Origin of the sequence: Parasporobacterium paucivorans DSM 15970, assembly GCF_900141895.1 — a bacterium.
GTDB lineage: Bacteria > Bacillota > Clostridia > Lachnospirales > Lachnospiraceae > Parasporobacterium > Parasporobacterium paucivorans.
This window is the reverse complement of the sequence record NZ_FQYT01000007.1, coordinates 1-26,138: the sequence shown is the minus strand read 5'-3', so window position 1 is coordinate 26,138 and position 26,138 is coordinate 1. Positions and strand designations below refer to the sequence as shown.

The following is a 26,138-nucleotide window of genomic DNA, read 5'->3' as shown; positions in this document are numbered from 1 at the left end:
GCTCCTCCATTATTCTTGCGGCACTTCCTACCAGCTCCCGGCATGACCTCACTGCCATTATGCAATTCAAAATTCATACAGCCGTATGGACGTATTATACTATAAGACAGGCTGTAGTATCAATTCTATGCTGCACATGAAATGCTGCTCATATAATACACCATCCATTAAATATATTATTCAGACCAAAAAACTATGGAAAAGAGAGTCTCTTCTGTGTTATCATTAAAGTACTATTCATCAGGAGGAAGTAAAATGAGTGACAAAACTCAATCACCATATGTTACAAAATCAGTCAGAAAAATGAGTGACGGTGTCTGGTATGAATCTGGCGAAAACATCGTCCAGGAAAAGGCTGTTACGATTTATGTGAATTCAAAAGAGCTGGCTACAATAGTCTGCTCTCCGTGGGATCTGAAAAACATGGCAGTTGGCTTCTTATGTTCAGAAGGCATACTGAATGACAAGTCTAAATTGAAAAGCCTGCGCATCGATGAGGAAAAAGGTCTGGTCTATACGGAAGTTGAAGGGTTCGAAAATGCCGTGTCCGGGAAAATATTCCTAAAAAGATATATCAATCCATGCTGCGGGAAGGGACGGGCTTCTTTTTATTATTCTTCAGACGCCCTGATATGCAAGCTTGTCGATTCGGATCTTAAGATTTCAGGCCAACAGATCCTTGACCTTTCCAAGGAATTAGAAGACAGGTCGGATATCTTCAAGGAAACCGGCGGAGTCCACTGTTCAGGACTTGCCGACCGCAGTGAAATCCTCCTGTTCAGTGAGGATATCGGCCGACATAACACCCTGGATAAAATATATGGAAAATGTTTCCTGGAGGACATACCGACACATGATAAAATCATTGTGTTCAGCGGCAGAGTCTCTTCGGAAATTTTGCTAAAGGCAGTGAAAATGAGTGTCTCCATATTAATATCCCGTTCAGCGCCTACGGAGCTTGCTCTTGACCTTGCTGAAAATCTGGGTGTCACGGTTGTCGGCTTTTCAAGAGATGACCGGTGCACGGTATTTACGCATCCGGAAAGGATACTATGATGAGCAATCGTACAATTTATCTGGATAATGCTGCCACCTCATGGCCAAAACCAGAACAAGTATACCAGAATGTGGATTCCGTTTCCAGAAAGGTCCGCGGGAATCCGGGAAGAGGTTTGAACTCTTCCGCTTCTCTGGGCAACAAAATACTAAATGACGCCCGCGAAGAAATAGCCGGGTTCTTCAATGCACCTTCACCCGATTATGTGATATTCACCTGCAATGGAACCGATTCGCTCAATATTGCCCTGAAAGGCCTGATAAATCCCGGCAGTAAAGTTTTGACAGGTCCCTATGAACACAATTCCGTAATGCGTCCCCTTAATAGTCTGCGGGAAAGAGGTGCAATCATAACTGCGGCAGGCAGGCTTGAGGATTATGCAATTGATTTGAAATCCGTTGCCCGCATATGCCGCGACGGGATAGATTTTGCGGTGATTTCCCATATATCGAATGTAACCGGATCTGTTGCCGACATTGCCGGCATATCCAGGATCGTACATTCGGCCGGCGGTCTGGTTATTCTGGATGCCGCGCAAAGTGCCGGCATCATCCAGATTGATATGAAAGAATTGGGCGTCGATATCCTGGCCGCTCCGGGCCACAAAGGTCTCATGGGACCTATGGGCACCGGTATATTGGTGCTATCTGATAACTTTTCAATCAAACCCTTCCGGGAAGGTGGAACAGGAATCCTTTCCGATGAAGATTCCCAGCCTGAGAATCTTCCATTCAGGCTTGAAGCCGGAACATCCAATCTTCCCGGCATTGCAGGGCTGCTTGAAGGCATACGCTTTCTTAAATCAACAGGACTGGATATGATTGCCCGTCATGAATCAGAGCTGGCCAGTCGCTTAATCAATGGCCTTAACCAGATGAAAGGCATAAACCTGTACTGCAATACAAAGAATCCGCAGTCAGGAGTTGTCTCCTTTACAGCGGATTCCGTTGAGCCTTCGGTAATTGAAACCATTTTAGACCAGGCCTATCATATTCAGGTTCGTTCCGGACTCCACTGTTCGCCACATGCACATAAATCCATTGGCACGTTTCCAGCAGGAACAGTCCGGGTCAGTTTCGGTTATTACAATACATTTGAAGAAATCGATACGCTTTTATCTGCATTGCAGAGCATCATTCACTGACTTTAAATAACGTAGTCGTTTCCGGCTTTGGCTCTTTGGCGTTCCACCAAATCCGCCAGTGTTATATTGTCCACGACATTTTTGACGGCGTCATCTATTTCTTTCCAAATATCCAGCGTGACACAGTCACCGCTGCGGGAACATTCATTCGTATCATCATCAAGGCAGGAGACAGGAGCGAGGCTGCCTTCTGTCAGCCTTAAAATCATGCCGACCGTGTACTCTTCCGGATTTTTTGCAAGCATATATCCGCCCTGGGCTCCACGTGTGCTTTTTACATATTTTGCCCTGCTTAAAATCGTGATGATCTGCTCTAAATATTTCTCGGAAATTTCCTGTCTTGCCGCAATACTTTTTATTGTGATGTATTCACCGGTATTATTTAAAGCCAAATCCAGCATAAGCCGTAAAGCGTAACGTCCTTTTGTAGATATTTTCATTTATATTCACCTCCTTGCTATTATTGCATTTTATTAATCATTTTACAGTAACTTTCCATTGTTTTCAATATTAATAAGGAAATTATCCATCTCATCAGAATAATTTCCTTATTATCCACTAAGGTATCTTTAATGATTACAGACCAAACAACGCTGTTGACAGGTAACGCTCTCCAGTGTCAGGCAATATGACCACGATAACTTTGTTTTCATTTTCAGGCCTGAGCGCCAGCTGTTTCGCGGCCCATACCGCTGCTCCTGAGGATATTCCTACGAGGACACCTTCATAATTGGCAATGTCTCGGCCGGAAGCAAATGCGTCTTCATTCTCGACAGCTATGATTTCGTCATAAATGGAGGTATTTAAGGTAGTGGGAACGAAGCCCGCACCGATACCCTGAATCTTATGGGATCCCGCTGTACCTTTTGACAATACAGGTGAATCCTTAGGTTCAACAGCAACCACCTGGATATTGGGGTTCTTTGATTTTAAATATTCTCCGACACCACTGATGGTACCGCCCGTACCAACACCTGCCACCAGGATATCCACTTTACCATCAGTGTCATTCCAGATTTCGGGACCGGTTGTTTCAAAATGAACTTTGGGATTAGCCGGATTATCGAACTGTCCCAATATTACAGAGCCAGGAATTTCTTTTTGCAGTTCTTCTGCTTTGGCTATTGCGCCTTTCATTCCTTTTACGCCTTCCGTGAGCACTAATTCTGCTCCGTAAGCCTTCAGGAGATTCCTACGTTCGACGCTCATCGTTTCTGGCATGGTCAGGACGGCCTTATATCCCTTCGCTCTCGCAATGGAGGATATTCCGATTCCTGTGTTTCCTGAAGTTGGTTCAATAATCGTAGATCCCGGTTTCAGAACCCCTTTTTCTTCAGCTTCTTCAATCATTGCCAAAGCAATTCTGTCCTTTACGCTTCCAGCCGGATTAAAATATTCTAATTTTGCAATGATTTTCGCTTTTAAATTATTTGCTTTTTCAAAATTTGCCAATTCCAGCAATGGTGTTTTACCAACTAATTGTGTAACACTTGTCTTAATATTTGCCATAATATCTCTCCTTTATATTTCATACTTTTTCACTATGCTTTATATGTTTGATTATATTCCAGTATTTTTAGTATGTCAATAGCCTTTGAATAAATTACTTCAGTCTTATTTTTTCATTTTTTTCAATCTGTATAATCCTGCCATCCTGGATAATTACCGTGATTGAACCATATTGGATTGTGTTTGCCAATTCAATGATTTTAGCAAAGTCACCTTTGTTTTTATCGTTGACCTTATCCATACTGCTGTGCCTCTTTTTCATTTAAAATAGCCATTGACCTCCTGCTGTAAAAGATCTGGACATTGTTCCTCTTTGCCTGCTTTTTTATCAGGTGCATCAGATTATGATTAATAAAATCGCAGAAGACAAAAATCCGGCTTACATCATTCGGTATGACATATTTTTTACTGCCTATTTTGGTTCTTCCAGTCCAATGTATTATATCTTCATTACAGTTGTTATATATTTCCCTGTTAATATTTCCGAGACGATCTGCTCCTACGATTAATATTGCCATAATCCCACCCTTTCATGTTTTTTCAAAACTGCCACCAATCACCTGACTGGTGCCTCCTGCATGCATAAGACTTAGCACAGATATTATTTCACTGCTTTAAATGCCTCCTCTAAGTCCTGTATAATATCATCGATGTTTTCAGTTCCGATGGATAAGCGTATCGTGTTGGGCCGGATTCCCTGGTCTGTCAGTTCCTCCCCGGAAAGTTGGGAATGCGTAGTAGACGCCGGGTGAATGACCAGAGATTTTACATCTGCAACATTTGCAAGCAGGGAAAATAGCTCTAGATTATCTATAAAGTCTTTCGCTGTCTGCGCATCCCCTTTGATTTCAAACGTGAATATCGAACCTCCTCCATTTGGAAAATACTTCTCGTACAGGACCTTCTTATCTGCTTCGGCGCTTACGGAAGGATGGTTGACCTTTTCAACCTGAGGATGATTGTTCAGATATTGGATTACTTTCAGGGAATTTTCCACATGACGCTCCACCCTCAATGAAAGTGTTTCCAGTCCCTGCAGGAAGAAAAAGGCATGGAACGGCGACAGGGTGGCACCAGTATCCCTCAACAGTATTGCTCTAATCTTAGTTACAAAAGCTGCCGGTCCGACCGCTTTCGTAAAGCTGATTCCATGGTAGCTTGGATTCGGCTCCGTAAGAGATGCGAATTTACCGGATGCTTCCCAATCAAATTTACCACTGTCAATAATAACGCCCCCTATCGTAGTACCATGACCGCCAATAAATTTCGTTGCAGAATGGACTACTATATCCGCCCCATATTCAATTGGACGCAATAAATAGGGAGTTGCGAATGTGCTGTCCACCACAAGCGGAATCTTGTGAGCATGTGCTATTTCGGCTATCGCTTCGATATCCACAACATCCGAATGCGGATTTCCCAGGGTTTCAATAAATACAGCTTTTGTGTTCTCCTGGATTGCATTTTCAATGGCTCCGTCCTCAAAGGGATCAACAAAGGTGGTGGTAATGCCATATTGAGGCAGTGTATGCTGCAGTAAATTATATGTCCCGCCATATATGTTCTTAGCTGAAACGATATGGTCGCCCTGCTGGGCCAGATTCTCGATTGTATACGTGACGGCTGCTGCGCCGGAAGCTACCGCAAGGGCTGCAACGCCGCCTTCAAGGGCTGCGATTCTTTGTTCAAAAATATCCTGTGTCGGATTCGTCAATCTTCCGTAAATATTTCCGACATCTGCCAGATTAAACCTTGCTGCTGCATGTTCTGAATCATGAAATACGTAAGATGACGTCTGGTAAATGGGTACTGCTCTTGCATCCGTTACCGGATCAGGCTTTTCCTGGCCTACGTGCAGCTGCAAGGTTTCAAACTTCAATTTCCTGTCTTCTCTTTTAATTTTATCACTCATAATAATCTCCATTCTGCATACAGGTCCCTGTATGTCTTATATTATTTTATTTCAATAGTTTGCTAAAATTGACTGCAACATCGTTTAAAATTCAACTTTATCATCCCTTTCCTTTTGTCCGTTTCTAAATTATATGCTTATCTTAAATCCTAATTCATACTTTGTCAATATGTTTTATATGTATTTATTTTAATATCATATTATGCCTATATGATTTATTATATTTTTATTGACGAATTTATTTTCTTACTATATATTTAAATTAACCTAAAAACATATAAGGAGCCTGCTTATGGATTATAAATTTACAACGAAATGTATATATGGAGACAACACAAACAATACTTGCGAAAACACCGGTGCCATAAGCTTTCCCATTTATCAGACGGCCACATTTGCCCACCCTGGACTGGGAAGCAGCACGGGATATGACTATAGCCGTCTGCAGAATCCGACCAGAGAGCAATTGGAAAATGTTGTATGTTCGCTGGAAAATGGTTTTGATGCGCTTGCTTTTTCCAGCGGCATGGCGGCGATCACAGCGCTAATGGAATTATTCCATCCCGGAGACCACGTTATTTCCGGCAACGATTTATATGGGGGCTCCATCCGCCTGTTTAACCACATCAATAGGAAGAATCAGATAACGTTCGACTTTATTGATACCAGTAAGGATGACATAGAAAAACACATAACCCCCTCAACGAAAGCCATCTTCATCGAAACACCTACCAATCCGATGATGAATGTTACCGATATACGCAAGGTGGCTTCCATAGCCAGGAAACACGGCCTGCTCTTTATAGTAGACAATACCTTCCTTTCACCGTATTTCCAGAATCCACTGGACCTTGGCGCTGACGTCGTTGTGCATAGCGGGACAAAATTCATGGGCGGGCACAATGACACGCTGGCTGGCTTTATCGTAGTCAACAGCAAGGAGCTGTCTGAGAAATTAAGGTTCATATTCAAAACAGTAGGCTCCGGTCTTGCTCCATTTGACAGCTGGCTGATTCTCAGAGGAATCAAGACATTGGCCATCCGGCTGGAGCGCCAGCAGCAGAATGCCTTTGCCATAGTGCAGTGGCTTCTGACCAATGAAAAAGTCAAAAATGTTTATTACCCCGGACTGCCTGATCACCCGGGATATGAAATCAGTAAACTGCAGTCCAGCGGATTTGGCAGCATGCTTACATTTGAGGTTGAAAGTGCCGATCTGGCCAGGCATATCCTTGGATCCGTGAAACTGATCCGGTTTGCGGAAAGTCTGGGGGGCGTTGAGACATTGATCACGTATCCGATTACGCAGACCCATGCCGACGTATCAGACGAGGACAGAGAAAAGAATGGAATCACGGAAACAATATTGCGCATTTCGGTCGGAATCGAAGATATCAGTGATCTGATAAATGATCTGGCCCAGGCGTTCTAACTTGAGTCGGAGGAGAATTATGAGTACTGATTTTGATGAGATTATAGACAGAAGGAATACCAACTGTCTGAAATATGATTTTGCACTCGAACGAAAAAAAAGAGAGGATTTATTGCCCCTTTGGATTGCTGATATGGATTTCTGCCTGCCGGATGAGGTTATCGGAGATATTTCGAAAGCCGTATCCCATGGCATTTTTGGATACAGTGAATCAAAAGTGGATTATTTTCATGCTCTTCATAACTGGTTTGAAAAACATTTCAACTGGGATACCAAGCCGGAGTGGCTCATAAAAACTCCCGGCGTCGTTTTTGCCATCGCTTTAGCAATCAAGGCCTTTTCAAAAGAAGGCGATGGGGTTATGATCCAGCAGCCTGTCTACTATCCTTTTTCTGAATGTATATTGGACAACAGCCGGAAACTGGTCAACAACCAGCTGGCCTATAAAGATGGTAAGTATTTTATTGACTTTGAAGACTTCGAGTCAAAAATCATTAAGGAAAACGTTAAGCTGTTCCTGCTTTGCAGCCCGCATAATCCGGTAGGCCGTGTCTGGACCGAAGATGAACTGACAAGGGTCGGCGAGATATGCCTCAAACACAACGTTATCGTTTTATCTGATGAAATTCATTGTGATTTCACCTATCCGGGCCACAGACACACTGTTTTTGCATCCATCCGCGAAGATTTTGCCATGAATTCCATCATCTGCACAGCTCCCAGCAAAACCTTTAATATGGCGGGACTGCAGGTTTCGAATATTTTCATTCCAAATGAATCCATCCGAAAAGCTTTCCTTCTTCAGCTATACGCGAGCGGATACAGCCAGCTGAATACCCTGGGGCTGGTCGCATGCCAGTCCGCTTATACGAAAGGTGAAAAATGGCTCACCGCATTAAAGGTATATCTGGAGGGCAATCTGGATTTTGCAAGGTCCTTCATACGCGAAAAAATGCCTGAAATCAAAATGATAGAACCGGAAGGCACGTATCTTATCTGGCTGGACTGCAGCAAATTAGGGCTGAACTACAAAGAGCTTGAACATCTGGTGGTGGACAGGGCAAAGCTCTGGCTGGACGGAGGAATTATCTTTGGAAAGGAAACTGCCCTCTTTGAGAGAATCAATATTGCCTGCCCAAGGAGCGTACTTAGACAGGCTCTGGAAAACTTAGAGCAGGCAGTCCGCTCCAGGTAAGGTTATAAGTATAAAAACAAACATGCCGCAGATCCTTCTAAAGGTCTGCGGCATGCTTATTATGATCTTGTATGTTTTGGCAGAGTGACAATAAACCGGCTTCCTTTTCCCTCCTCGCTATCTACCGCAATCGTGCCGCCATGGGCATCCACTATCGACTTTGCGATAGTCAGACCAACCCCTGCACCGCCGGTCTTGCGGTTACGCGATTTATCAGTTCTGTAGAAACGTTCGAAGACCAGAGACAGCTCTTTTGCCGGAATTCCTATGCCGTCATCTTCCATGACGAACAGCACATTCTCCTCTGTGTCTTTAATGTGGATCCGGATCTGTCCGCTCTCGTGAGAATATTTTACTGCATTTGACAATAGATTCGCGATAACCTGGATCATCCTTTTTTCGTCTACGGATACAATGGCTGGCTCCCCTTCGATAGAGAGGTGCAGCTTCTTCTTATCCAATTCGGCGGCAAAGTTATTCCCGACATTTTTTGCCAGTTCCAGAAAATTGATTTCCAGTTTTTCCAGTCTGAGATTTTCACTTTCCATCTGTGCAAGGCCTTCCAAATCTGATACAAGCCTCGTAATCCTGTCTATTTCATCATAGCAGCTCTGCAGACGCTCCGTCGTTGGCTCCCATACGCCTTCCATGATTGCCTCCAGATAGGATGCGACGGTCGTAAGCGGCGTGCGCAGCTCATGGGCCACATCGGTAGTCAGTCTTCTTCGCAGGTTCTCCTGTTCTGACAGCGTTGCTGCCATATGATTTACCGCACTGACAAGTTCTTCCAGTTCTTTCGTCTTTACATTTCCCTCGAAACGCATTTCGTAGTTTCCCCGGGAAATCTCATTTGTGATTTGAGCAGTCTTTACTATGGGTCCTGTAAGCCGTTTGGCAAGAAGCGTCCCCGCAAGGATTGCACCCAGAATGGAGATTACTCCTATTATTAAAAGCATGACATTCAGAGAATCTAAAAACCTGAAATCATCAGCATTGAAATAATAGGGGCTATAGTAGCTTATATCCACATATCCGATTGTTATTCCATTTTGACTAAGTTCATGTCTGAAAGTTTCAAATTTTCCGTCCAGTTCAGGACGTTCCTGTTCCATCCGGGTGGCGATTTCCTGCATAATCTGATTGCAGAGCGTCATATCATGGCTTTGAGCATCCCATACTACGTTATTATCAAGGTCATACACCTTGAGGATAAAGCCGTCGTTCAGTGCATACATCCCCATACCGTGGATATAGCTTACATTCCATTTTTGAGACAGGCTGTCATATTGCGAGCTCAGACTCTCCACCAATTCCTTGGAGTGGGTTTCCAGCTGCTGCTGTATGTATTTTTCAAACTGCCAGTTGATGAGCAGATTTGCAGATAGACTGATTAGAGAAATCGCAATAAGCACTATCAGTGCAAAACCTGCGGATAACTGTGTGCGAAGTCTGTGCTTCATTGCCGTTCACCCCCGAATTTATAGCCCCTTCCTCTGACGGTGAGGATATATATGGTGTTTTTTGTATCGTCCTCAATTTTTTGCCGCAGATTCTTGATATGTGTATCGATTACGCGGTCATAACCGTCAAATCCTGCGTCAAAAGCAATATCTATCAACTCATCCCGCGTGAACACCTTTTTCGGATACTTCACGAGAGCCGAGATTATTCTCCATTCGATTGGGGTCAGGCTTACTTCTTCGCCGCCCTTTTTAACAACATTCCTGTCAAAATCAATGATTAAATCCCCCTCGTTCCAGGTCAGCTTCGCCAGGAGGGGCGCCAGATCTTCAGCGGACCTTCGAAGGATAGCTTCTATCCGGGCGTGCAATTCCTTCAGGCTGAACGGTTTGGTAATATAGTCGTCTGCTCCTGATTGCAAACCATTCAGTAAATCATTTTCCTGTGTTTTTGCCGTAAGCATAATTACCGGTACACGGGATTCTTTACGCAGCCTTGTACAAATCTCTTCCCCGGAAATGTCAGGCAGCATCAGGTCAAGAACTACAAGCGAAATGCGGTTTTTTGCAAAAATATCTAAAGCCTCCCCGCCGGTTTCGGCGGTAAAGACTTTAAATCCTTTGCTCTCCAGATAAGAGGAGACAACCTCCAGTATTTTCGGTTCGTCATCCACCACAAGTATTTCCTTTACGGACACGATTGTCCACCTCCTGAGACCTTCCTCTATTGAATGTCGTAACCCTGCTCTTCAATCTCTTGATTGATTTTGTCGAGTGGACTCTTAATGGGATCATATTCCACCGTTACAGTTTTGCCTTCCAAATTGACTGCCACGTTTTCTATACCATCCAATGCACCCACCGCTTTAATGATTGCTTTGACACAATGCTCGCAGGACATTCCGTCCACTCTGATAACTGCTGTTGTCATGATTATACCTCCGTTATTTCAAATTGAATAGCTTCAAAAATTTCCACACATTCGTGGATTTGCCATTTATATCAACGGTTACCTGTGCATACACCCAGCCTTCTACCTTTTCCGGATCAACGCCGGCCGCTATCAGCGGTTCGGGGTTCAGCACGAACACGATATCTTTGTCCTGGTTTTCGCCGGTAGTAGAATTTGTACTGAAGTCCTTCGCCCACTCAAACAAGTTCCCATCCCCAATATTTACATTGAAATGGTCAAGAGCTGTGTGGAACCCGATTTTGCTGCGATATTTCTTTACAATATTTTCGTATGCCGCCAGTGGTGTAGGCTCGCCACTATAGGATAAAGCGTCCTCACCATATTTTGTGCCCACCATGAGCATTCCCTCATAAAAGGAGTAATTTTCCGGCAGCTTGCCTGCGTCCAGCCCGGCATCCACGAATGGTTTCGCATCGAGCTCTAACATAACGTCATGGAGCGGGCTGCTGCTGTAATCCTCGCTCCAGATGAAGCGTACGCTGCCATCCGGAGCCTTTAGGGAGAATCCCCCATTCATTTCATCCTGGCTTACATTGCCGGGAATAGTGTTCAGTACATTTTCGAAGGAGATGGCTGATTCTTCGCCGACTACATCCAGGCTGCCGCCTGCAGTTTTCAGGATAACCCCCACCAGGACTGCAATTACTGCTATAGCGGATCCGATTCCGATATATAATTTCTTTTTCATGCTGCTTCACCTCTATCCTTCTTAATTTTTTTGAGCCGGAGTGCATTTGTGAGAACAGATACCGAACTCAGGCTCATTGCGGCTGCAGCAAATATCGGATTCAGCAAAGGACCTCCCAGCAGATACAACACGCCTGCTGCTACTGGTATTCCTATGACATTATATCCGAATGCCCAGAACAAATTCTGTTTGATGTTTCGGATGGTCCTTTTGCTCAGGTAAATCGCTGCAGGGACATCCATCAGGTCACTTCGCATCAGCACGATATCCGCACTCTCCATTGCCACATCGGTGCCGGAGCCAATCGCAATACCAACGTCTGCCTGGGCAAGAGCCGGAGCATCATTAATGCCATCGCCAACCATAGCCACCTTGCGGCCTTCAGCCTGAAGCTTCTTGACCTCATTTGATTTATCCTGGGGAAGGACTTCTGATAGAACCCGGTCGATACCGACCTGCCTTGCTATGGCTGCGGCTGTTTTCCTGTTATCACCCGTAATCATAGCAACTTCAATCCCCATTTCATGAAGGCGATTGATCGCTGCCTTGCTACTTTGTTTCAGCACATCTGCCACCGCAATGATTCCGGCAATCCGGCCATCAACTGCCACGTACATCGGTGTTTTCCCCTCATCAGCGAGGCTATCGCTGGCGGATTCCAAATCCAAAAGCTGGATTTCACTTTCATCCATCAGCTTGCGGTTGCCGGCAAGGATGTTCTGCCCGTCAATAACTGCTTCAATTCCACGGCCGGTAAGGGATTCAAAATGACTGACTTTCAGGAATTCCAATCCCCTCTCCTGTGCCCCGGCGACAATTGCCTGTCCCAGTGGGTGTTCAGAACCTTTCTCGGCTGAAGCAGTCAGCCTGAGCAGATTATCCGCACTGCCATCCTCCGTCACCAGTATATCTGTTACAGTCGGCTTTCCCTCGGTAATCGTACCGGTCTTATCGAATACAATGGTATTTATCTTATGGGCAGTTTCCAAAGCCTCGCCGCCCTTGATGAGGATACCGTTCTCCGCGCCTTTCCCCGTGGCGACCATAATGGCCGTAGGAGTTGCCAGACCCAGAGCACAGGGGCAGGCAATGACCAGCACGGAGATAAAAATCGTCAGTGCAAATTTCAAATCGCCGCCTGTACCTATAAACCATGCCGCTCCCGCAAGGAGTGCTATTACGAATACAACAGGCACGAATACTCCGGAAACCTTATCTGCCATAGCCGCAATCGGAGCTTTGCTGCCCTGCGCATCCTCAACAAGCTTGATAATCTGTGCCAGAGCGGTATCCGATCCTATTTTCTCGGCACGAAACTGGATCGTTCCTGTAGTATTCAGGCTCGCTGCGTAAACCAGATCGCCTGCTTTCTTATCGACCGGCATGCTTTCACCGGTCAGCATGCTCTCATCAATGGATGTATGTCCATCTGCTACTGTGCCGTCAACAGGTATTTTCGAACCTGGCTTCACAATGATAATGTCCCCGATTTCGACTTCACCAATAGGGATTTCTTTTTCTATTCCGTCCTGCAGAATAAACGCAGTCTTTGGCGCAAGTCCCATCAATTTCTTGATAGCTTCGCTCGTCCTGCCTTTTGAAACCGCTTCCAGCGATTTGCCCAGCAGTATCAGCGTGATAATAATCCCCGCAGTCTCAAAATAGAGCGATTCAACTGCTGCAAAATTACCGCCCGCTATCTGAAATGTGTTGTATATGCTGTAGAGTACCGCTGCGCTCGTTCCTATTGCAATGAGCGAATCCATATTCGGGCTTCGCATCCACAGCGCCTTGAGTCCAGTCGTGTAGAACCTGTATCCCACTCCGATAACCGGAATAACAAGCAGGAGTTCAACCAGCGCGTATATCAATGAATACTGCATAGGATTTAGTCCTGCCGGAAACGGAAGCTGCACAATCTTGATCATCGGCACCATGGCAATGTACAGCAGCGGCAGGGAGAATATGGCGGATATAATGAACTTCGTCCAGAGTGTTTTTATTTCACGCTGTTTACGATCCCTGTCCTCATCCACAGAATCGGCCTTATTGATTTCTAACGCCTTATATCCTGCCTTTTCGATTGCTTCCCGAATAACCGACTGGCGCACCTTTGATGGATCATAGGTTACGGTTGCTTTCTCGGTGGCAAAATTCACCACAGAGCTGACGACGCCATCAAGCCTGCCCACAGCCTTTTCAACCCTTTGGGCGCAGGCGGCGCAGGTCATCCCGCCGATTGGTATTGTAATGCTTGTGTTGTCGCTATTTTCCACCACTTCATATCCAATTTTTGCTACAGTTTCCTTGATTTTGCCCAGCGGGAGATTTGCGGAGTCATACTCCACAAACAGCTTTTCGCTGGCAAGGTTTACGTTAGCCTGCTCTATGCCGGAGAGTTTTTTTACCGTCTTTTCGATTCGCTGCGCGCAGGCGGCACAGGTCATCCCCCGGATGCTCAGTATCTGACTGTCCATTTATCTCGATCACCTCACTGTTTATTTCACTTCCAATTGGCAAATATATCCTTAGATTCTTTCAGAAAATCAGCGGAAATTGTTATAGTATCATCTGTCACTGTTTTGTTTTCATCGAATATCGGCCACGGATTACATCCGCCAGATTCCACCTCTACCCGGTCCATCTTAAATCGGTTCCCACAGTTCTGGCACACAAGAACGTTGCCCTCCTGCTTATAATATCCTCTGCCGGAATCGTAGCAGACCTGACACGTGTTAAATGCTGTACGGATAGTGCCATCCGGTGCTTTTACTGCGATGACCTCCATTGCTGTTCCGTCAATTTCTACCGGATAGAACTTTACTGTTTCCGAGATTTCACTTGTCGGAATAACCAGACCGGTATCATCAGAACTGTCCGGTGCCTTGCTGCTCTGCAGATTGCCAGGCTGCTGTGTAATTAATGTTTCGTCGGTCCCTGCAATCTTTTTTTGTGTTGAACATCCGGCTAGAGCGAGGACCATCACAATTGCTGCCATAGACGCTAACACAGAGATAAATCTCTTTTTATTTTTAAAGAACATCGAATTTTCCTCCATTTATCGAAGACGATTTGTCCACGTGCTTGTTTTGGTTCTCAGAGTCGCTGATTTATATTTAATGGCAGCTTGCCCCGCTGTCCGCAGCGATGAAAGTATCCGGCGGCCATATCAGGGTCTCAAACTGGCCGGCTTCCGCTTTAATCGCCGGAATATCCGCCGTGCTGATATCATCCACAACCTTGACATATCCATAGAAAGCACTTTCGCCGTCGGAAAAATCAAAGCTGACATCAGGATAGAAGTACAGCGGATTTTCGCCCTCCAGCAAATCGACCTGAGATCCATAGGTCGGAACCAGAAGCTGTACCCCCTCTCCCGCCTTGGATGATTTGTTGACTATATTCCACTTGACCTCCAAATTGGCTTGCACGATAACAACGGCAGGACTAAAGCCTGTGTCTGTCAATTCTATTGTTACCTCTTGCATTTCAAGCCCCTGCTCGTCTGTGGATTTTACCGCAGCTGCCACAGTATCCGTCGGTATAGTGTAGCCCGCAGGCGCAGGTCCCGTAGTACTGTCTGAGTTCACAGATGTGTCTGGAGTACTGCCCGATTCTGTCACCGTAATATTTCCCCGGATCATACCCATCCAGCAGCTGTATCGAATGTTACCGGTTTCCGTCGGAGTGAATTCAATCACGTTTTTTCCTGTCTTAAGTGAACACTCGATGCCAAAGTCCCGAATGATCATTTTATTATTGCATCCGTTAATGCTGCCTTTCGGTGCGTCTATAACCCATTTAACAGGTATTCCTGCCTGTACAGTAATATTTGGATATTGACCTGACGAGAGGGTACTGTTGACTACCTGTTCCCCATCTACGACCTGAATATTCTCCCCGCCGGATGAGCTGCCCGACACCACATTGCTGGCAATGCCTGATTGGAAAAGGCCAGAAAGGCTTCCGCCCTGTGAAAACATTGCCAGACCCAGCACCACAACCAGCACCGCACCCACAACCATAACTTTCCTCGTGAATTTCTTTCCAAGTGCCGAAACGATTGTTCCAAGTCCAAGCATAAGCGGCAAAGTTCCCAAACTGAAAAGCAGCATAGAGAGTGCGCCAGTGAATGGGTTCCCGGAAGCCAGGGCCACAATCTGCATGGATTGGAGGGGACCGCATGGCATCAGGCCATTTAACAGTCCAACAACCAGCGGACTTTTGCTTTTACTTTTCTGCATCCCGATTTTGCGGGCAAAAGTTTCCGGCATTCTGGGCTGCAGCCTGCGAAGCCATGGAAAGATGCCGAGCATGTTGATACCCGTTATGACCATGAAAATGCCAGCTGCCAGCTTGAGTATTCCCTGAAGCATTGTCGGCAGTCCCGCATCTGTGCCGCCGCCAAGCAGCAATCCGACAAAACCTAATAGGAAACCGATGACAGTATAGGAGATAACCCTGCCAAAGTTATATAAGAATGCAGGTCCAAAGGTGGAAAAACGGCTTTTCTCATCCTCCGTCACATCGCCGCGAGGAATACACTGGGAGAGATTGATGCCACCGCACATAGCTATGCAATGGATGGACGTAATCAGACCTATGACAAACAGCATGCCGTAGCCCATTTTCGAATCCGCCAGCTGGCTGGGCACAAGAAGATTCAGGATTCCGGATTGCTGCAAAAGCATATACAGGGAAATGATGATCAGCAATATCCCGATTACGCGGCCGGTATTGTGTTCCCGTTTTTTGTTCCCGGAAAGAACCGTATAATCCAGCTTTTCTATAATCTCGTTTATATCCTTTAAAGAGATGATTTCCGGATCATACGCAACATCAGCCGTTCCATCACTGTAGCTAACCTTTGCTTCAGTCACACCGGCAGCATTCCGCAGTTTTCTTTCAATCTTATTTTGACAGCTTGCACAGGTCATCCCACCAATGTGGATTTTTATTCTTTTTATATTGCCTTTCAAAGCAAAGCCCTCCTTTTGATTAGGTTCCAGCCCATCATACAAGGTTAATGTGTGGTTTGTATGTGGTAGCTTTCCAAAAAGCAGTGCTTCACTCCATTATTTTTATAGGCAATAATCGTGTCCAGGTTTACATTTTCCACGCTTTTAAAAATATTTCCCTCCACGTTCGGGTTCACTTCTTTTATCTGTCTTATCAGATTCTTTATTTCCTTCCGCTTAGAACCAGTATTTCCGTTTGCACCGTCTACGCTGCAGGTATCTGTAAATCTGCAGGCACACTGGATAAAATGCAGACTATTATAATCCCTCCAATGCTTGATATCCTCTTCCCGTATCAGATACATCGGACGTATCAGTTCCATCCCTTCAAAATTTGTACTATGAAGCTTTGGCATCATGGTCTGCACCTGAGCCCCGTACAGCATTCCCATCATAATCGTTTCGATGACATCATCATAATGATGCCCCAGCGCAATTTTATTGCAGCCCAGCTCCTTGGCCTTATTATAGAGGTGACCGCGCCGCATGCGGGCGCAAAGATAGCACGGTGACTTTTCCACGTCAAAGACTGCATCAAATATCCGTGTTTCAAATACCGTAATGGGAATCCCTAGAAGTTTTGCATTGTTTTCTATTATCTCGCGGTTCATTGCGCTGTATCCCGGATCCATGACAAGAAATTCCAGTTCAAATTCGAATTTATGATGAAGTTTCAATTCCTGAAACAGCTTTGCCATCAGCATGGAATCTTTTCCGCCGGAAATACAGACAGCCACTTTATCCCCTTCTCTGATTAATTCATACTGATTAATAGCCTTTGTGAATCGGCTGAACAGAACCTTATGGAATTTCTTCTGGAGGCTCCTTTCGATTTCTTCAATCCGGCTGCCTCCTTTTTCCTCTTCCTGCATGATTTCCATAAGCCACTGTCCATACCCACCTGCAAGGTTGTATGCCTCATACCCTTTTCCATTGAGATATTCTGCTGTTTCTTTGCTAATAATGCCTTTCATGCAATATAAAATTATTTTTTTATCGTTCTCAAACTCGCAGCCGCCTTCCAGAATCTGCTTGTTTTCAATATGAATGGCCTCCGGGATATATCCGTGCTGATATGATATTTCATCCCTGACATCCACCAGGGTATAGTCTTTTTCGTTAAGCTTTCGAAACTGCTCTATGGATATATCGCAGCTGTCTACAATATCCTTGTTACCTGACATCTTTTTCACCTCTTTTTGCCAGATCCCTAATCACCTCACCTGCAATAATCAGACCGGCCACTGAAGGGACAAACGCCACACTCCCCGGGATATCCCTCCGGTCTGTACATTTATGTTCCGTTCCGGGCGGGCAGACGCAATGCGTCCTGCAGCTGATCGACATGTCTTCCCATGGCCTTGTAGGGGTTTCTGTGGAATACACCACCTTCAGCTTTTTTACCCCGCGTTTTTTTAGTTCTCTCCGCATGACTTCTGCCTTATATTTCCCAACAGTTTTTCTGGTTGCGATAATCTGCCTATTCAGATTGGTCAGGCAGATTTTGTCATCATCGACTAATACAAACGACCGGATTCCACTTCTTACCAAAGCTTCCACCGCATATCCACCTACGCCGCCGATTCCAAAAACTGCTATTTTTTTCTGTTCCAGCCTTTTCATTGCATCCGTTCCCAATAACAGCTGCGTTCTTGCTAACTGATTCATTGTTGTTCTTCCTTTTCATTTTCCTATCATATTTTTACATTCAAATAATATACTCTATGCTATCCATCGTCAGCCGCGTCTGCTTATTGTATATCAGAACACATTTCCGAGTTTCCAGCTTTCCCAGCGCATAATTTCCTTTTTCTTCACTGTTCAATACGGAATGTCTTATTTTGCGGTTCATTTTTTTTGGAGCATCTTTGATCATCTCTATACCTTCCTCCGGAAATGGCCTTTCCCTATAGTACGGGTCAAATAGATACACGTATTCGTTATCTATTCCGGTTATGAGAACATAATGCCAGCATCCAAGCATCACGCGAGCCACAACTGCACCGGATTGTCCTATGCACTCAGCAATCCTGCTATTCTGACTAACTGTAACCATTTCCCCATTTAACACTTCACAATATATCTTCCATTTTTTCACCTTGCCAAACTGGTTGAGCCAATTCGCTAGAAATAACATCGCCATACCGGTTGTTCCGCTTTTATATGCTTCCCCTTTTTTGTTATACCGGTCCAGAGAATACAGCATGATGCTTTTGATTACATCCGGCGAGATATCTTTTCTGTGAAATAAAAAGCTGATTGCATTCAGCATAGATGTTGGCCCACAATCGTATTCTGTGGATTGATATATTAACGGATTTTTCATGTCTTTCTACTCCTAACATTGGTTTTGCAATATCTAAAAATCAACAAATCTCTTGACTTGATAGCATATCAGTGATATCTTATATCATATCCAAGTACTATGATATGATATAATTGATTTAATTGCAAGAGAAAGAATAGGGAGGTCTATAATATGGAGCCAATAACTGAAGGAAAAAGAAACCTGATATCCGTGTTATTGGATGAATATAAAATTCAGACCGCAGATGACATCCAGAAAGCTTTAAAGGATCTGTTTGTGGCTACCACCGAGTTGATCCGGGAAGGCGATGTCAGGGAACAACCTGGTCACAAAAAGAAGGGAGAATCCTCTTCCTCGAGATGCCGCAACACTTCAAAAACGACCAAGAAGACACCTGACAACATTTTAGACATCGAAGATAAGATTATTTCCATGTATGCAAAGGGTTTGACTAATCACCAGATATCCGAAACAATCGATGACCTTTATGGATTGGAGGTCAGCGAGGTTATGATATCAGCATCGACCAATAAGCTTTTCCCGAAAATCCGGGAATGGCAGGCACGACCTTTATCTGCGGTATTTCCAATTGTCTTTTTGGACACAGCGTACTTTTCTGTACAGGAAAATGAGGTCATCCGGAAAATACCGGCTAACATCATGCTCGGAGTCAATGATAGAGGCAGAAAGGAAGTCATTTCCATTCTGGTTGGAGATAATGTAAGTGGTTCAGAAATTCTGGACGGATTAAAGAACCGAGGAGTAAAGGATATTCTGATTTTTTGTGCAGACGATTCAAATGGAATCAGGGATTCACTGGCTATCACTTTTCCAAAAGCTGAATATCAGCGCTGCCCCGCCCACCGTGTACGTGAAACACTGAAAGATGTTTCTGATAAGGACAGGTATTCCTTGAAAATCCGGGAAAAGAGATGGGATACTGTCAGCCCCTTGTATAAATTCTCCAGTTCTGTCAGGTCCGCTATTTATTCCAAAAATATGCTTGAAAGCCTGAACAGCATCTACAGGCGCACAAATATTCAAAAAAGTGTATTCACAGATGAAATGGAGCTTCTGAAGTCTCTGTACCTGTCCACTTCTGAAGTCAGCAAAAAATGGACTGCTGCCATACGGGACTGGGATAAAATCAAAATCGAATTCAAACTCCTGTTTCCGGGCAGACTTCACAAATAAAACTGACCCCTATGAGTTAGATTTTCAGGTCTAACTCATAGGGGTCAGTTCATGGATATATACGTTTTGTTTGTATTGTATTATCACTTCTTTCCGACTGAAAACAGACTGTCGGAGCCAAAATCCCTGTATATTCCCGGAGCTTCCGCAATACCCTCAAGAGCCGAGTACCTTGAAACCAGCTCTCTTATCGAATGATCTTCCGCCCTTACAAATTCTCCAAAGCTCTTATGGTTCGTTATACTTTTCAGTCCAGCCAGCTCCAAAAGGAAGGATGAAACCCTCTTGGCAGGAATATCCCCATAGACCTCTCCAAAGCTCGTCTGCCCCTGTCCCAGTTTGCCTCCGATTGAAAGCGAATAGGCAGGAATCAAACCGTCCTTGGTCTTTTTTGCTCTTCCGCTGAATCCAATTTCGGCCACCTGATGCTGTGCGCATGAATTTGGACAGCCCGAAATGTGTACCAGCGGGAGCTCCCCTTGCAATCTGCTGCCAGAATCGGCGAAGGTCTTCCTGATATCCGCCAGTAGCCCCTGTGAGTTGCAAATGCCCGGATTACATACCGTCGGACCTACGCAGGATACGGAATTGAATAAATCTACTGTGGATATCATCCCGGCAGCAATTTTTATCAGTTTGTTCAGGTCCTTTTTCTTCAAGTTTCTGACAAATAACCCCTGTGACATGCTCAGCCTGATTGTTATGTCATAATCAAGCTCTTCAATGAAATCCAGGATATCATCCAGTTTGTCAGGCAAAAGCCTCCCATCATATGGATGAATATACAGGGAATATCTCGATTTCTGTTTTTGTGGAACAACCACCCTCCGGTGTTTATCGGCCACCATGTAATTCCATTTGGTCACAGTCGCCTGCCCGGTTCCGACCGGATCCAAATCCAGGGTCAGCTGCTTCTCTTTTCTTAATTTTTCAAGCTGTCTGTTGAACAATTCGACAAATTGTTCTTCCCCCAGTCTGTTCAGCACGAACCGCAGTCGGGCCTTGTGCCGGTTTGTCCTGTCTCCTTCATTTTTAAACACTTCCATGGCAGCCTCCGCATAGTACAGCACTTCCGAGGCTTCGATAAAATCTTCGATTTTCAGTGATTTTCTGGCTCCTCCTCCGAGGCCTCCAGCGACGTAAACCTCAAAACCCTCTCTGCCATCGACTTTTTTCGCGATGAAACCAATGTCCGCAATCGTTGCATTCGCAGTATCTTCTCCGTTATTGGAAAAGGACACCTTGAACTTTCTGGGAAGGCTGAATGCGCCCGGCACAGACATCAAATGATTTGTAGTTTTTTCCATGTATGGAGTAACATCGAATGCCTCATTCACGGCCACACCGGACAGAGGAGAGCAGGTTATGTTTCTCGTGCTGTCCCCTCCTGCACCTCTTGTAGTCAGTCCCGACTTTGCAAGGTCCTCCAGCACGTTCCCCAGGTCGTCAAGTTCCAGGGAGTGAAGCTGGATGTCCTGTCTTGTGGTCAGTCTTATCTGCATTCCCGGGTACTTTTCCGAAATTGCGCTTATTGCCCTGAGCTGCCCGATTGAAATGACACCTCCCGGAATCCGCGGCCTCACCATGTAGGTGTTCTTCGGCCCTTCACCATATATTCCCATTTTTGAGCCGAACGATTTGAACTGCTCAATTCCGCCATCTTTGAATAGCTGCACGTCCCTTTTGAAATCTTCGATATCTTTCAAAAACAGATCCGTTATCAATATCATACTGCCCCTTTCTTATCTGGCTAAACGGCCTCGAAGGTGACAACGCAAAAGTTGTCCTTGCTTTCATAACCGCCAACCCCCGCAACCTCTGTGACCTTAGCAGCGCCGATATCTGCGGCACCGGGAACGCGGAAATGCTTTGGTATGATTTTTTCGATGCCGGTTTCGGCCGGCTTGTCCACCTGCGGGACCCAGTCATACGGGTATCTGTAGGCTCTGTACACCATGTTGAGCCTGCCGTTGTACACCGTACCCTGCTCTTGTTCCACCTCAATGTACGGGTTGATGTATTCCCATACAATCTCATGCTTCTCAGTTACTTCAAAAATCCTTCCGTTCGATCCTTCCGTTATCAGTGTATTCCCATTTTCAAGCCTTTGGGCACCGCTTATAAACGGGCTGTAGAACCGGGAAGAATCCAGCGGTTCTACGAATCCAGCCTCTTTGGGCGTATATTGCCACACAATCTCAAGACTGATTGGATCTAGTTCCAACACTCTGGAGTAATCCCTCTTCGCATTCTGTCTGCCTGTCGGCGAGTTCGGGTTTGGCAGTCCATATCCAGCCCATCCTCCATTGTCGAATAACAGGATGTTTCCTTCTCCCGGGAGGCCTCTCGGAATCATGTGTACATGATGCTGCCCAATTATCCACCCTAGTTTTTTCAGTGCGTCGCTGGTATTATAAAGCGGCCCCAACTTCCATACTATTTTGCCGGTTTCCTTGCTTATTATTGCCAGGATGTTGGATTCCCTGCTGTCCCAAATGATATTGTCCGGATGGAATCTCTCATCGCCGCCATCGTAATGCTTATTCTGTCCGAGGGTCGACATCGAATTAATATGCATCCAGTCCCCTTTTCCGGTCCTTACGATGTTCGGATCGCGGTATATTATGTTTTTGGCTGCCTCATCAAATCCAAATTCGTCAAAGTGCTCATTCACATTCCATTCCCATACAATTTCCCCATCCCAGGTCACTTCTATGATCCGGTCATCGACAAGGACCTTGTCTGAAATATCTGTATTTGCAACGTCCGCATGGGTAAGGAGCAGCGTGTTTCCCCTGTCGACCAAAGGCGTCGCTTCTGGTGAATAATATCCTACTGGACTGCCCTCCCGCTGATAATCGTGGTGCTGCCTCGCCATCCACTGCGGGGGCTGGTCCGGGTCCTGAATAAGCTCATGCCGGTTGAATTTCCAGACAATATTCCCGTCCCAATCCACCTGAACCAGATCCGTCATATCCTGGTATCCGTATTCCGCTTTTCTCTCTCCTGTGCTGCCAAGCACGTTTCCGCCAGGTAGAAGTTTGTTTGGAAAACCATGAAGACCTTTCCAGAGCTGAACCTCTTTGCCGCTCATATCAATAAGTAAAGCTCCTAATCCGCCTACCTGAAAAAGAGTGTATCCGCTCCAGGCTTTTTGCGGATTGTAAATTGTAGCCCCAGTGGGGTATACTGTCGGATGTCCCATTTTTAATTATCTCCTTTATCCATCATTATTTCAATGCTTTTTCGTAATAAGAGTTATCAGTCCAGGCCGCAATGTCGAATTCTCCCGTTATAAGCTTTTCGTCAATCAGGAATTTCTGGGTTTCTTGAAGTTTTCTTATAGATTCCTCTGTGATTCCTACTGTGAAAAGATCGAATCCCGGAGCCTCACTGCCATATTGCAATTTCACAGATTCCAGGTTTAGGCCGGATTTTGTAAGGATAGTAAATGCATCCTCGCTATCCATTTCAAAATATTCTTTTGCTCTTAAAAGGGCCTTGTTCATGGCCACCGCCACCTCTGGATTAGATTTAACGAAACTGTCCACGCCAACGAAAATGACCTGGGCTGTGGTCTCCGGATAATCTCTGGTGTCAGCAATGGATATTGCGACTTTTTTTGTCGTAGTCAGCATCAGGGCTCCCTGGTTTGTTTGAACGATTGCATCCAGATTTCCTGAAATTAGTGCCGATTCAGCATCTGTGGTAACATTAACAAGCTCTACATCGCTCGGGACCAGATTATTTTTGGCAAGAATTTCAAGAAGGTTCTTCTGCATGTAGGTCCCTTTTGTAAAACCTATCTTCTTGCCTTTAAGATCTTTTACGGATTTTATGTCAGAATCACTTTTCACCAATATCTGGGAATAAAACCTGCTTTCCGGTATGCCCAGAAGATCGATGGGTACGCCCTTCGACTTCAGGACTACACCGGGGAAATCGGCATAAATAGCCACGTCTATGCTGTTGCTTGCCAAAGCTTCGTTCACAGCAGGGCCTGCCGCTGCGAAAGGTACATATTCGATCTTATAGCCGATTTTATCCAGCTCTTCATCGAAGAATTTCTTTTCCTGAGCCACGCCGGCCAGCCCACCCATGAAATTGGCCGACCCGGGATACCCCAGTCTGACAACCTTGCTTTCGTCGTTTTTCGCTGCAGCTTCGGTGCTCGCTCCTTTTGAGCAGGCTGTGAATGCAATAAGGGCAAACACCGCCACTGCCAATATTATTATTTTCTTTTTCATATTTGTTCTCCTTTTGTATTTTCGGCAGTTCCATTCTAAAACAGCCATCCATCGCTAGATTACATAGTCCGAAATAATCTCGACATCCTTGAAGAAGTGGTTATATACCCTCTTCTTGATATAGGCGAAGTCTGATGAGCCTCTGTCCCTCGGTCTCGGAAGTTCCACCGGTATGATTTCTTCTATCGTTCCCGGCCTTGAAGACATGACAACTATTCTATCTCCCAGATAAATAGCCTCATCTATATCATGCGTAACAAGAATCATGGTCGTCTTCTCCTTTTCCCATATCCGGAGAACCTCCTGCTGGAGCTGTATTTTGGTCAGAGCATCCAGAGCCCCGAATGGTTCATCGAGAAGAAGGATTCCCGGTCTGTTCACCAGCGCCCGCGCAATGGCCGCACGCTGGGACATCCCTCCGGACAGCTGGTGGGGATAGGCATTTTCAAATCCTTTCAGTTTAACAAGCTCCAGATATTCGTAAGCCAGTTTGTACTTTTCGTCTTTCTGCATTTTATTCAGGCCCAGGCATACGTTGTCCTTGATCGTGAGCCACGGAAACAGCCTGTGTTCCTGGAATATCATGCCCCTGTCCGTATCTGGCCCGCTGATATGCCTGCCCTCCAATTCTAAATCTCCCGAGTCATAGCCCATAAGACCAGCCACGATTTTCAGTAAAGTGCTTTTTCCACATCCACTGTGGCCCACAATGCTTATTATTTCTCCTCTTTTTACGTCGAGATTAATACCTTTTAAGATTTCAACTTTTTCCTTGTCCACAATGAAAGACTTGTTTATGTCCCTTAGGACCAGATTCGCTTCTGACATGCCGGCCTCCCTTCTTTAAGCTTCTATCTGTCTGCAGTCCACGGGGTAATCCGCCTTGAGATTCCCGCCAGTATTTTGTCCATCAGTATCCCGATTATTCCAATCGCAAACATTCCCACTATGACGACCTCCGGCTGCATAAGGCTTCTTGCATCGTTGATTCTGTACCCAATGCCTGAGCTTGCCGATACGAGTTCTGCCGCGACGACAACCATCCAGGAATAACCCAGTGACAGTTTCAGCCCGACAAAAATGGAAGGAATGGCAGAAGGGAAATATATTTTTCTGAACAGTTCCCACTTGCTAAGCCGATACATCTTCCCGACTTCTATGAAACCTTTCGGCACCTCCTTGATTCCGCTGATCGTGTTGACCAGAACCGGAAAGAAGGCGCCAAGAACGATTATAACCGTCTTGGACAATTCGTCGATTCCAAACCACAGGATGATAAGGGGAATCCATGCCATCATGGGTATCTGCCGGATCGAATTGAAAGTCAGTGAAAAGAATCGGTCTGTCTTTTCCGATATGCCCATCAAAACGCCAAACATAATTCCGAGAACTGACGCTACACAGAATCCCTTCAGTACCCTTACAAGACTTACGCCCAGATCCTGTGCCAGCTGGCCGGATTGTGCCTGGCTGAGAAAGGATTCCCAAACCGTTTTTATCGATGGCAATATCGCAGAAGAGAAAACCCCATTTTCTGTGACGATAAACCACGTCAGAAAAATTATTGCCGGAAGTATAATTCCGAATAATGCCCCGCCGTTCCTGACCGTCCCTTTTCCGGTTCCCGTCTTCTTGATGATATTTTTTTTGATTGGTTCCGCCTCTAGTGCCTTATCCAAACAATCACTCCTCTCCAACCGAATCTCCGTCGGTCTGGTATTCATATCTTTTTGATATGTTTAGTATGATATACTGTCCGGCCCGCCTTGTCAATACTTCTTTTTGCATTAATTTAATTAAAATAAAAAATTCCCTGCGGGTTCAGTTTTCTGAACCTGCAGGGAATTACCTATTATGACTGACCACCGTCCGATTTCGCTGTTTCCATTGGGGGCAATTTGGATTGTCTATAATGGTTCCATGAATCAAGACACTTTTACGGACAGTTTTTAATGAATCTGATATACTAAAATCAGTATAAAAAGAGAGGTTCATTATATG

At 45.2% G+C, this 26,138-nt stretch carries 25 protein-coding genes; 5 read left to right on the top strand and 20 right to left on the bottom strand.

What is annotated here, in order from left to right:
• Positions 1–255: 255 nt before the first annotated feature.
• On the top strand, positions 256–1,056 hold the full coding sequence (fdhD, locus tag BUA79_RS04165) for a formate dehydrogenase accessory sulfurtransferase FdhD (RefSeq protein WP_073993107.1): 801 nt from the start codon (positions 256–258) through the stop codon (positions 1,054–1,056).
• The gene (locus BUA79_RS04160) at positions 1,056–2,201 is read left to right on the top strand and encodes an aminotransferase class V-fold PLP-dependent enzyme (protein WP_073993179.1); all 1,146 of its coding nucleotides are present in this window, start codon (positions 1,056–1,058) and stop codon (positions 2,199–2,201) included. The genes fdhD and BUA79_RS04160 overlap by 1 nt, the downstream gene beginning before the upstream one ends.
• A 2-nt stretch (positions 2,202–2,203) precedes the next feature.
• On the opposite strand, the gene BUA79_RS04155 is transcribed toward BUA79_RS04160, so the two are convergent.
• The 5 genes from BUA79_RS04155 to BUA79_RS04135 form a co-directional block, all read right to left on the bottom strand.
• On the bottom strand, positions 2,204–2,641 hold the full coding sequence (locus tag BUA79_RS04155) for an RrF2 family transcriptional regulator (RefSeq protein ID WP_073993106.1): 438 nt from the start codon (positions 2,639–2,641) through the stop codon (positions 2,204–2,206).
• Between the two features lie 136 nt (positions 2,642–2,777).
• On the bottom strand, positions 2,778–3,710 hold the full coding sequence (cysK, locus tag BUA79_RS04150; RefSeq protein WP_073993105.1) for a cysteine synthase A: 933 nt from the start codon (positions 3,708–3,710) through the stop codon (positions 2,778–2,780).
• 94 nt (positions 3,711–3,804) lie between these two features.
• A complete protein-coding gene (locus BUA79_RS04145; protein WP_073993104.1) occupies positions 3,805–3,951 on the bottom strand; it encodes a YezD family protein in 147 nt (48 codons plus the stop codon).
• Positions 3,944–4,228, bottom strand: coding sequence for a DUF2325 domain-containing protein (locus BUA79_RS04140; protein ID WP_073993103.1), 285 nt, complete (start codon positions 4,226–4,228; stop codon positions 3,944–3,946). The genes BUA79_RS04145 and BUA79_RS04140 overlap by 8 nt, the downstream gene beginning before the upstream one ends.
• A gap of 83 nt (positions 4,229–4,311) precedes the next feature.
• Positions 4,312–5,622, bottom strand: coding sequence for an O-acetylhomoserine aminocarboxypropyltransferase/cysteine synthase family protein (locus tag BUA79_RS04135; RefSeq protein ID WP_073993102.1), 1,311 nt, complete (start codon positions 5,620–5,622; stop codon positions 4,312–4,314).
• A gap of 292 nt (positions 5,623–5,914) precedes the next feature.
• On the opposite strand from BUA79_RS04135, the gene BUA79_RS04130 reads away from it, so the two are divergent.
• On the top strand, positions 5,915–7,054 hold the full coding sequence (locus BUA79_RS04130; RefSeq protein ID WP_073993101.1) for a trans-sulfuration enzyme family protein: 1,140 nt from the start codon (positions 5,915–5,917) through the stop codon (positions 7,052–7,054).
• Positions 7,055–7,073: 19 nt separating this feature from the next.
• Positions 7,074–8,249 (top strand): MalY/PatB family protein, encoded by a 1,176-nt coding sequence (locus BUA79_RS04125; protein ID WP_073993100.1) that lies wholly within the window; start codon positions 7,074–7,076, stop codon positions 8,247–8,249.
• A 59-nt stretch (positions 8,250–8,308) separates the two neighbouring features.
• Here the strand turns inward: BUA79_RS04125 and BUA79_RS04120 are convergent, their stop codons facing one another.
• The 10 genes from BUA79_RS04120 to BUA79_RS04075 form a co-directional block, all read right to left on the bottom strand.
• Entirely contained in the window at positions 8,309–9,709 is a 1,401-nt protein-coding gene (locus BUA79_RS04120) for a sensor histidine kinase (RefSeq protein WP_073993099.1), read from the bottom strand.
• The gene (locus BUA79_RS04115; RefSeq protein WP_073993098.1) at positions 9,706–10,407 is read right to left on the bottom strand and encodes a response regulator transcription factor; all 702 of its coding nucleotides are present in this window, start codon (positions 10,405–10,407) and stop codon (positions 9,706–9,708) included. The genes BUA79_RS04120 and BUA79_RS04115 overlap by 4 nt, the downstream gene beginning before the upstream one ends.
• A gap of 26 nt (positions 10,408–10,433) precedes the next feature.
• Positions 10,434–10,640: a copper ion binding protein gene (locus BUA79_RS04110; protein WP_073993097.1), complete on the bottom strand. Its 207-nt coding sequence runs from the start codon at positions 10,638–10,640 to the stop codon at positions 10,434–10,436.
• A 13-nt stretch (positions 10,641–10,653) separates the two neighbouring features.
• On the bottom strand, positions 10,654–11,370 hold the full coding sequence (locus BUA79_RS04105) for a hypothetical protein (RefSeq protein WP_073993096.1): 717 nt from the start codon (positions 11,368–11,370) through the stop codon (positions 10,654–10,656).
• On the bottom strand, positions 11,367–13,847 hold the full coding sequence (locus BUA79_RS04100; RefSeq protein ID WP_073993095.1) for a heavy metal translocating P-type ATPase: 2,481 nt from the start codon (positions 13,845–13,847) through the stop codon (positions 11,367–11,369). Before BUA79_RS04100 ends, BUA79_RS04105 begins: the two co-directional genes overlap by 4 nt.
• A gap of 26 nt (positions 13,848–13,873) precedes the next feature.
• On the bottom strand, positions 13,874–14,413 hold the full coding sequence (locus BUA79_RS04095) for a Fe-S-containing protein (protein WP_094757297.1): 540 nt from the start codon (positions 14,411–14,413) through the stop codon (positions 13,874–13,876).
• A gap of 73 nt (positions 14,414–14,486) precedes the next feature.
• Complete coding sequence (locus tag BUA79_RS04090) at positions 14,487–16,349, bottom strand: urease accessory protein UreH domain-containing protein (protein ID WP_094757296.1); 1,863 nt, start codon at positions 16,347–16,349, stop codon at positions 14,487–14,489.
• A 44-nt stretch (positions 16,350–16,393) separates the two neighbouring features.
• Positions 16,394–17,572 (bottom strand): PP-loop family protein, encoded by a 1,179-nt coding sequence (locus BUA79_RS04085; RefSeq protein WP_178138526.1) that lies wholly within the window; start codon positions 17,570–17,572, stop codon positions 16,394–16,396.
• Positions 17,562–18,056: a tRNA threonylcarbamoyladenosine dehydratase gene (locus BUA79_RS04080; protein WP_073993093.1), complete on the bottom strand. Its 495-nt coding sequence runs from the start codon at positions 18,054–18,056 to the stop codon at positions 17,562–17,564. The genes BUA79_RS04085 and BUA79_RS04080 overlap by 11 nt, the downstream gene beginning before the upstream one ends.
• Before the next feature lie 40 nt (positions 18,057–18,096).
• Positions 18,097–18,714, bottom strand: a complete 618-nt coding sequence (locus BUA79_RS04075) for a C39 family peptidase (RefSeq protein WP_073993092.1) — start codon at positions 18,712–18,714, stop codon at positions 18,097–18,099.
• Positions 18,715–18,867: 153 nt separating this feature from the next.
• On the opposite strand from BUA79_RS04075, the gene BUA79_RS04070 reads away from it, so the two are divergent.
• Positions 18,868–19,890 carry an IS256 family transposase gene (locus BUA79_RS04070; protein ID WP_073993091.1) on the top strand — a complete coding sequence of 341 codons (1,023 nt, stop codon included), beginning with the start codon at positions 18,868–18,870 and terminating at the stop codon, positions 19,888–19,890.
• A gap of 83 nt (positions 19,891–19,973) precedes the next feature.
• Here the strand turns inward: BUA79_RS04070 and BUA79_RS04065 are convergent, their stop codons facing one another.
• From BUA79_RS04065 to BUA79_RS04045, 5 genes are read right to left on the bottom strand one after another with little or no spacing between them, the layout of a single operon-like run.
• Positions 19,974–21,620 carry a nitrite/sulfite reductase gene (locus tag BUA79_RS04065; protein WP_094757295.1) on the bottom strand — a complete coding sequence of 549 codons (1,647 nt, stop codon included), beginning with the start codon at positions 21,618–21,620 and terminating at the stop codon, positions 19,974–19,976.
• A gap of 20 nt (positions 21,621–21,640) precedes the next feature.
• Positions 21,641–23,095: an aryl-sulfate sulfotransferase gene (locus BUA79_RS04060; RefSeq protein WP_073993090.1), complete on the bottom strand. Its 1,455-nt coding sequence runs from the start codon at positions 23,093–23,095 to the stop codon at positions 21,641–21,643.
• 25 nt (positions 23,096–23,120) lie between these two features.
• On the bottom strand, positions 23,121–24,137 hold the full coding sequence (locus BUA79_RS04055; RefSeq protein ID WP_073993089.1) for an ABC transporter substrate-binding protein: 1,017 nt from the start codon (positions 24,135–24,137) through the stop codon (positions 23,121–23,123).
• Positions 24,138–24,191: 54 nt separating this feature from the next.
• A complete protein-coding gene (locus BUA79_RS04050) occupies positions 24,192–24,965 on the bottom strand; it encodes an ABC transporter ATP-binding protein (protein WP_073993088.1) in 774 nt (257 codons plus the stop codon).
• A gap of 23 nt (positions 24,966–24,988) precedes the next feature.
• Positions 24,989–25,816 carry an ABC transporter permease gene (locus BUA79_RS04045; protein WP_242941637.1) on the bottom strand — a complete coding sequence of 276 codons (828 nt, stop codon included), beginning with the start codon at positions 25,814–25,816 and terminating at the stop codon, positions 24,989–24,991.
• Positions 25,817–26,138: the final 322 nt, after the last annotated feature.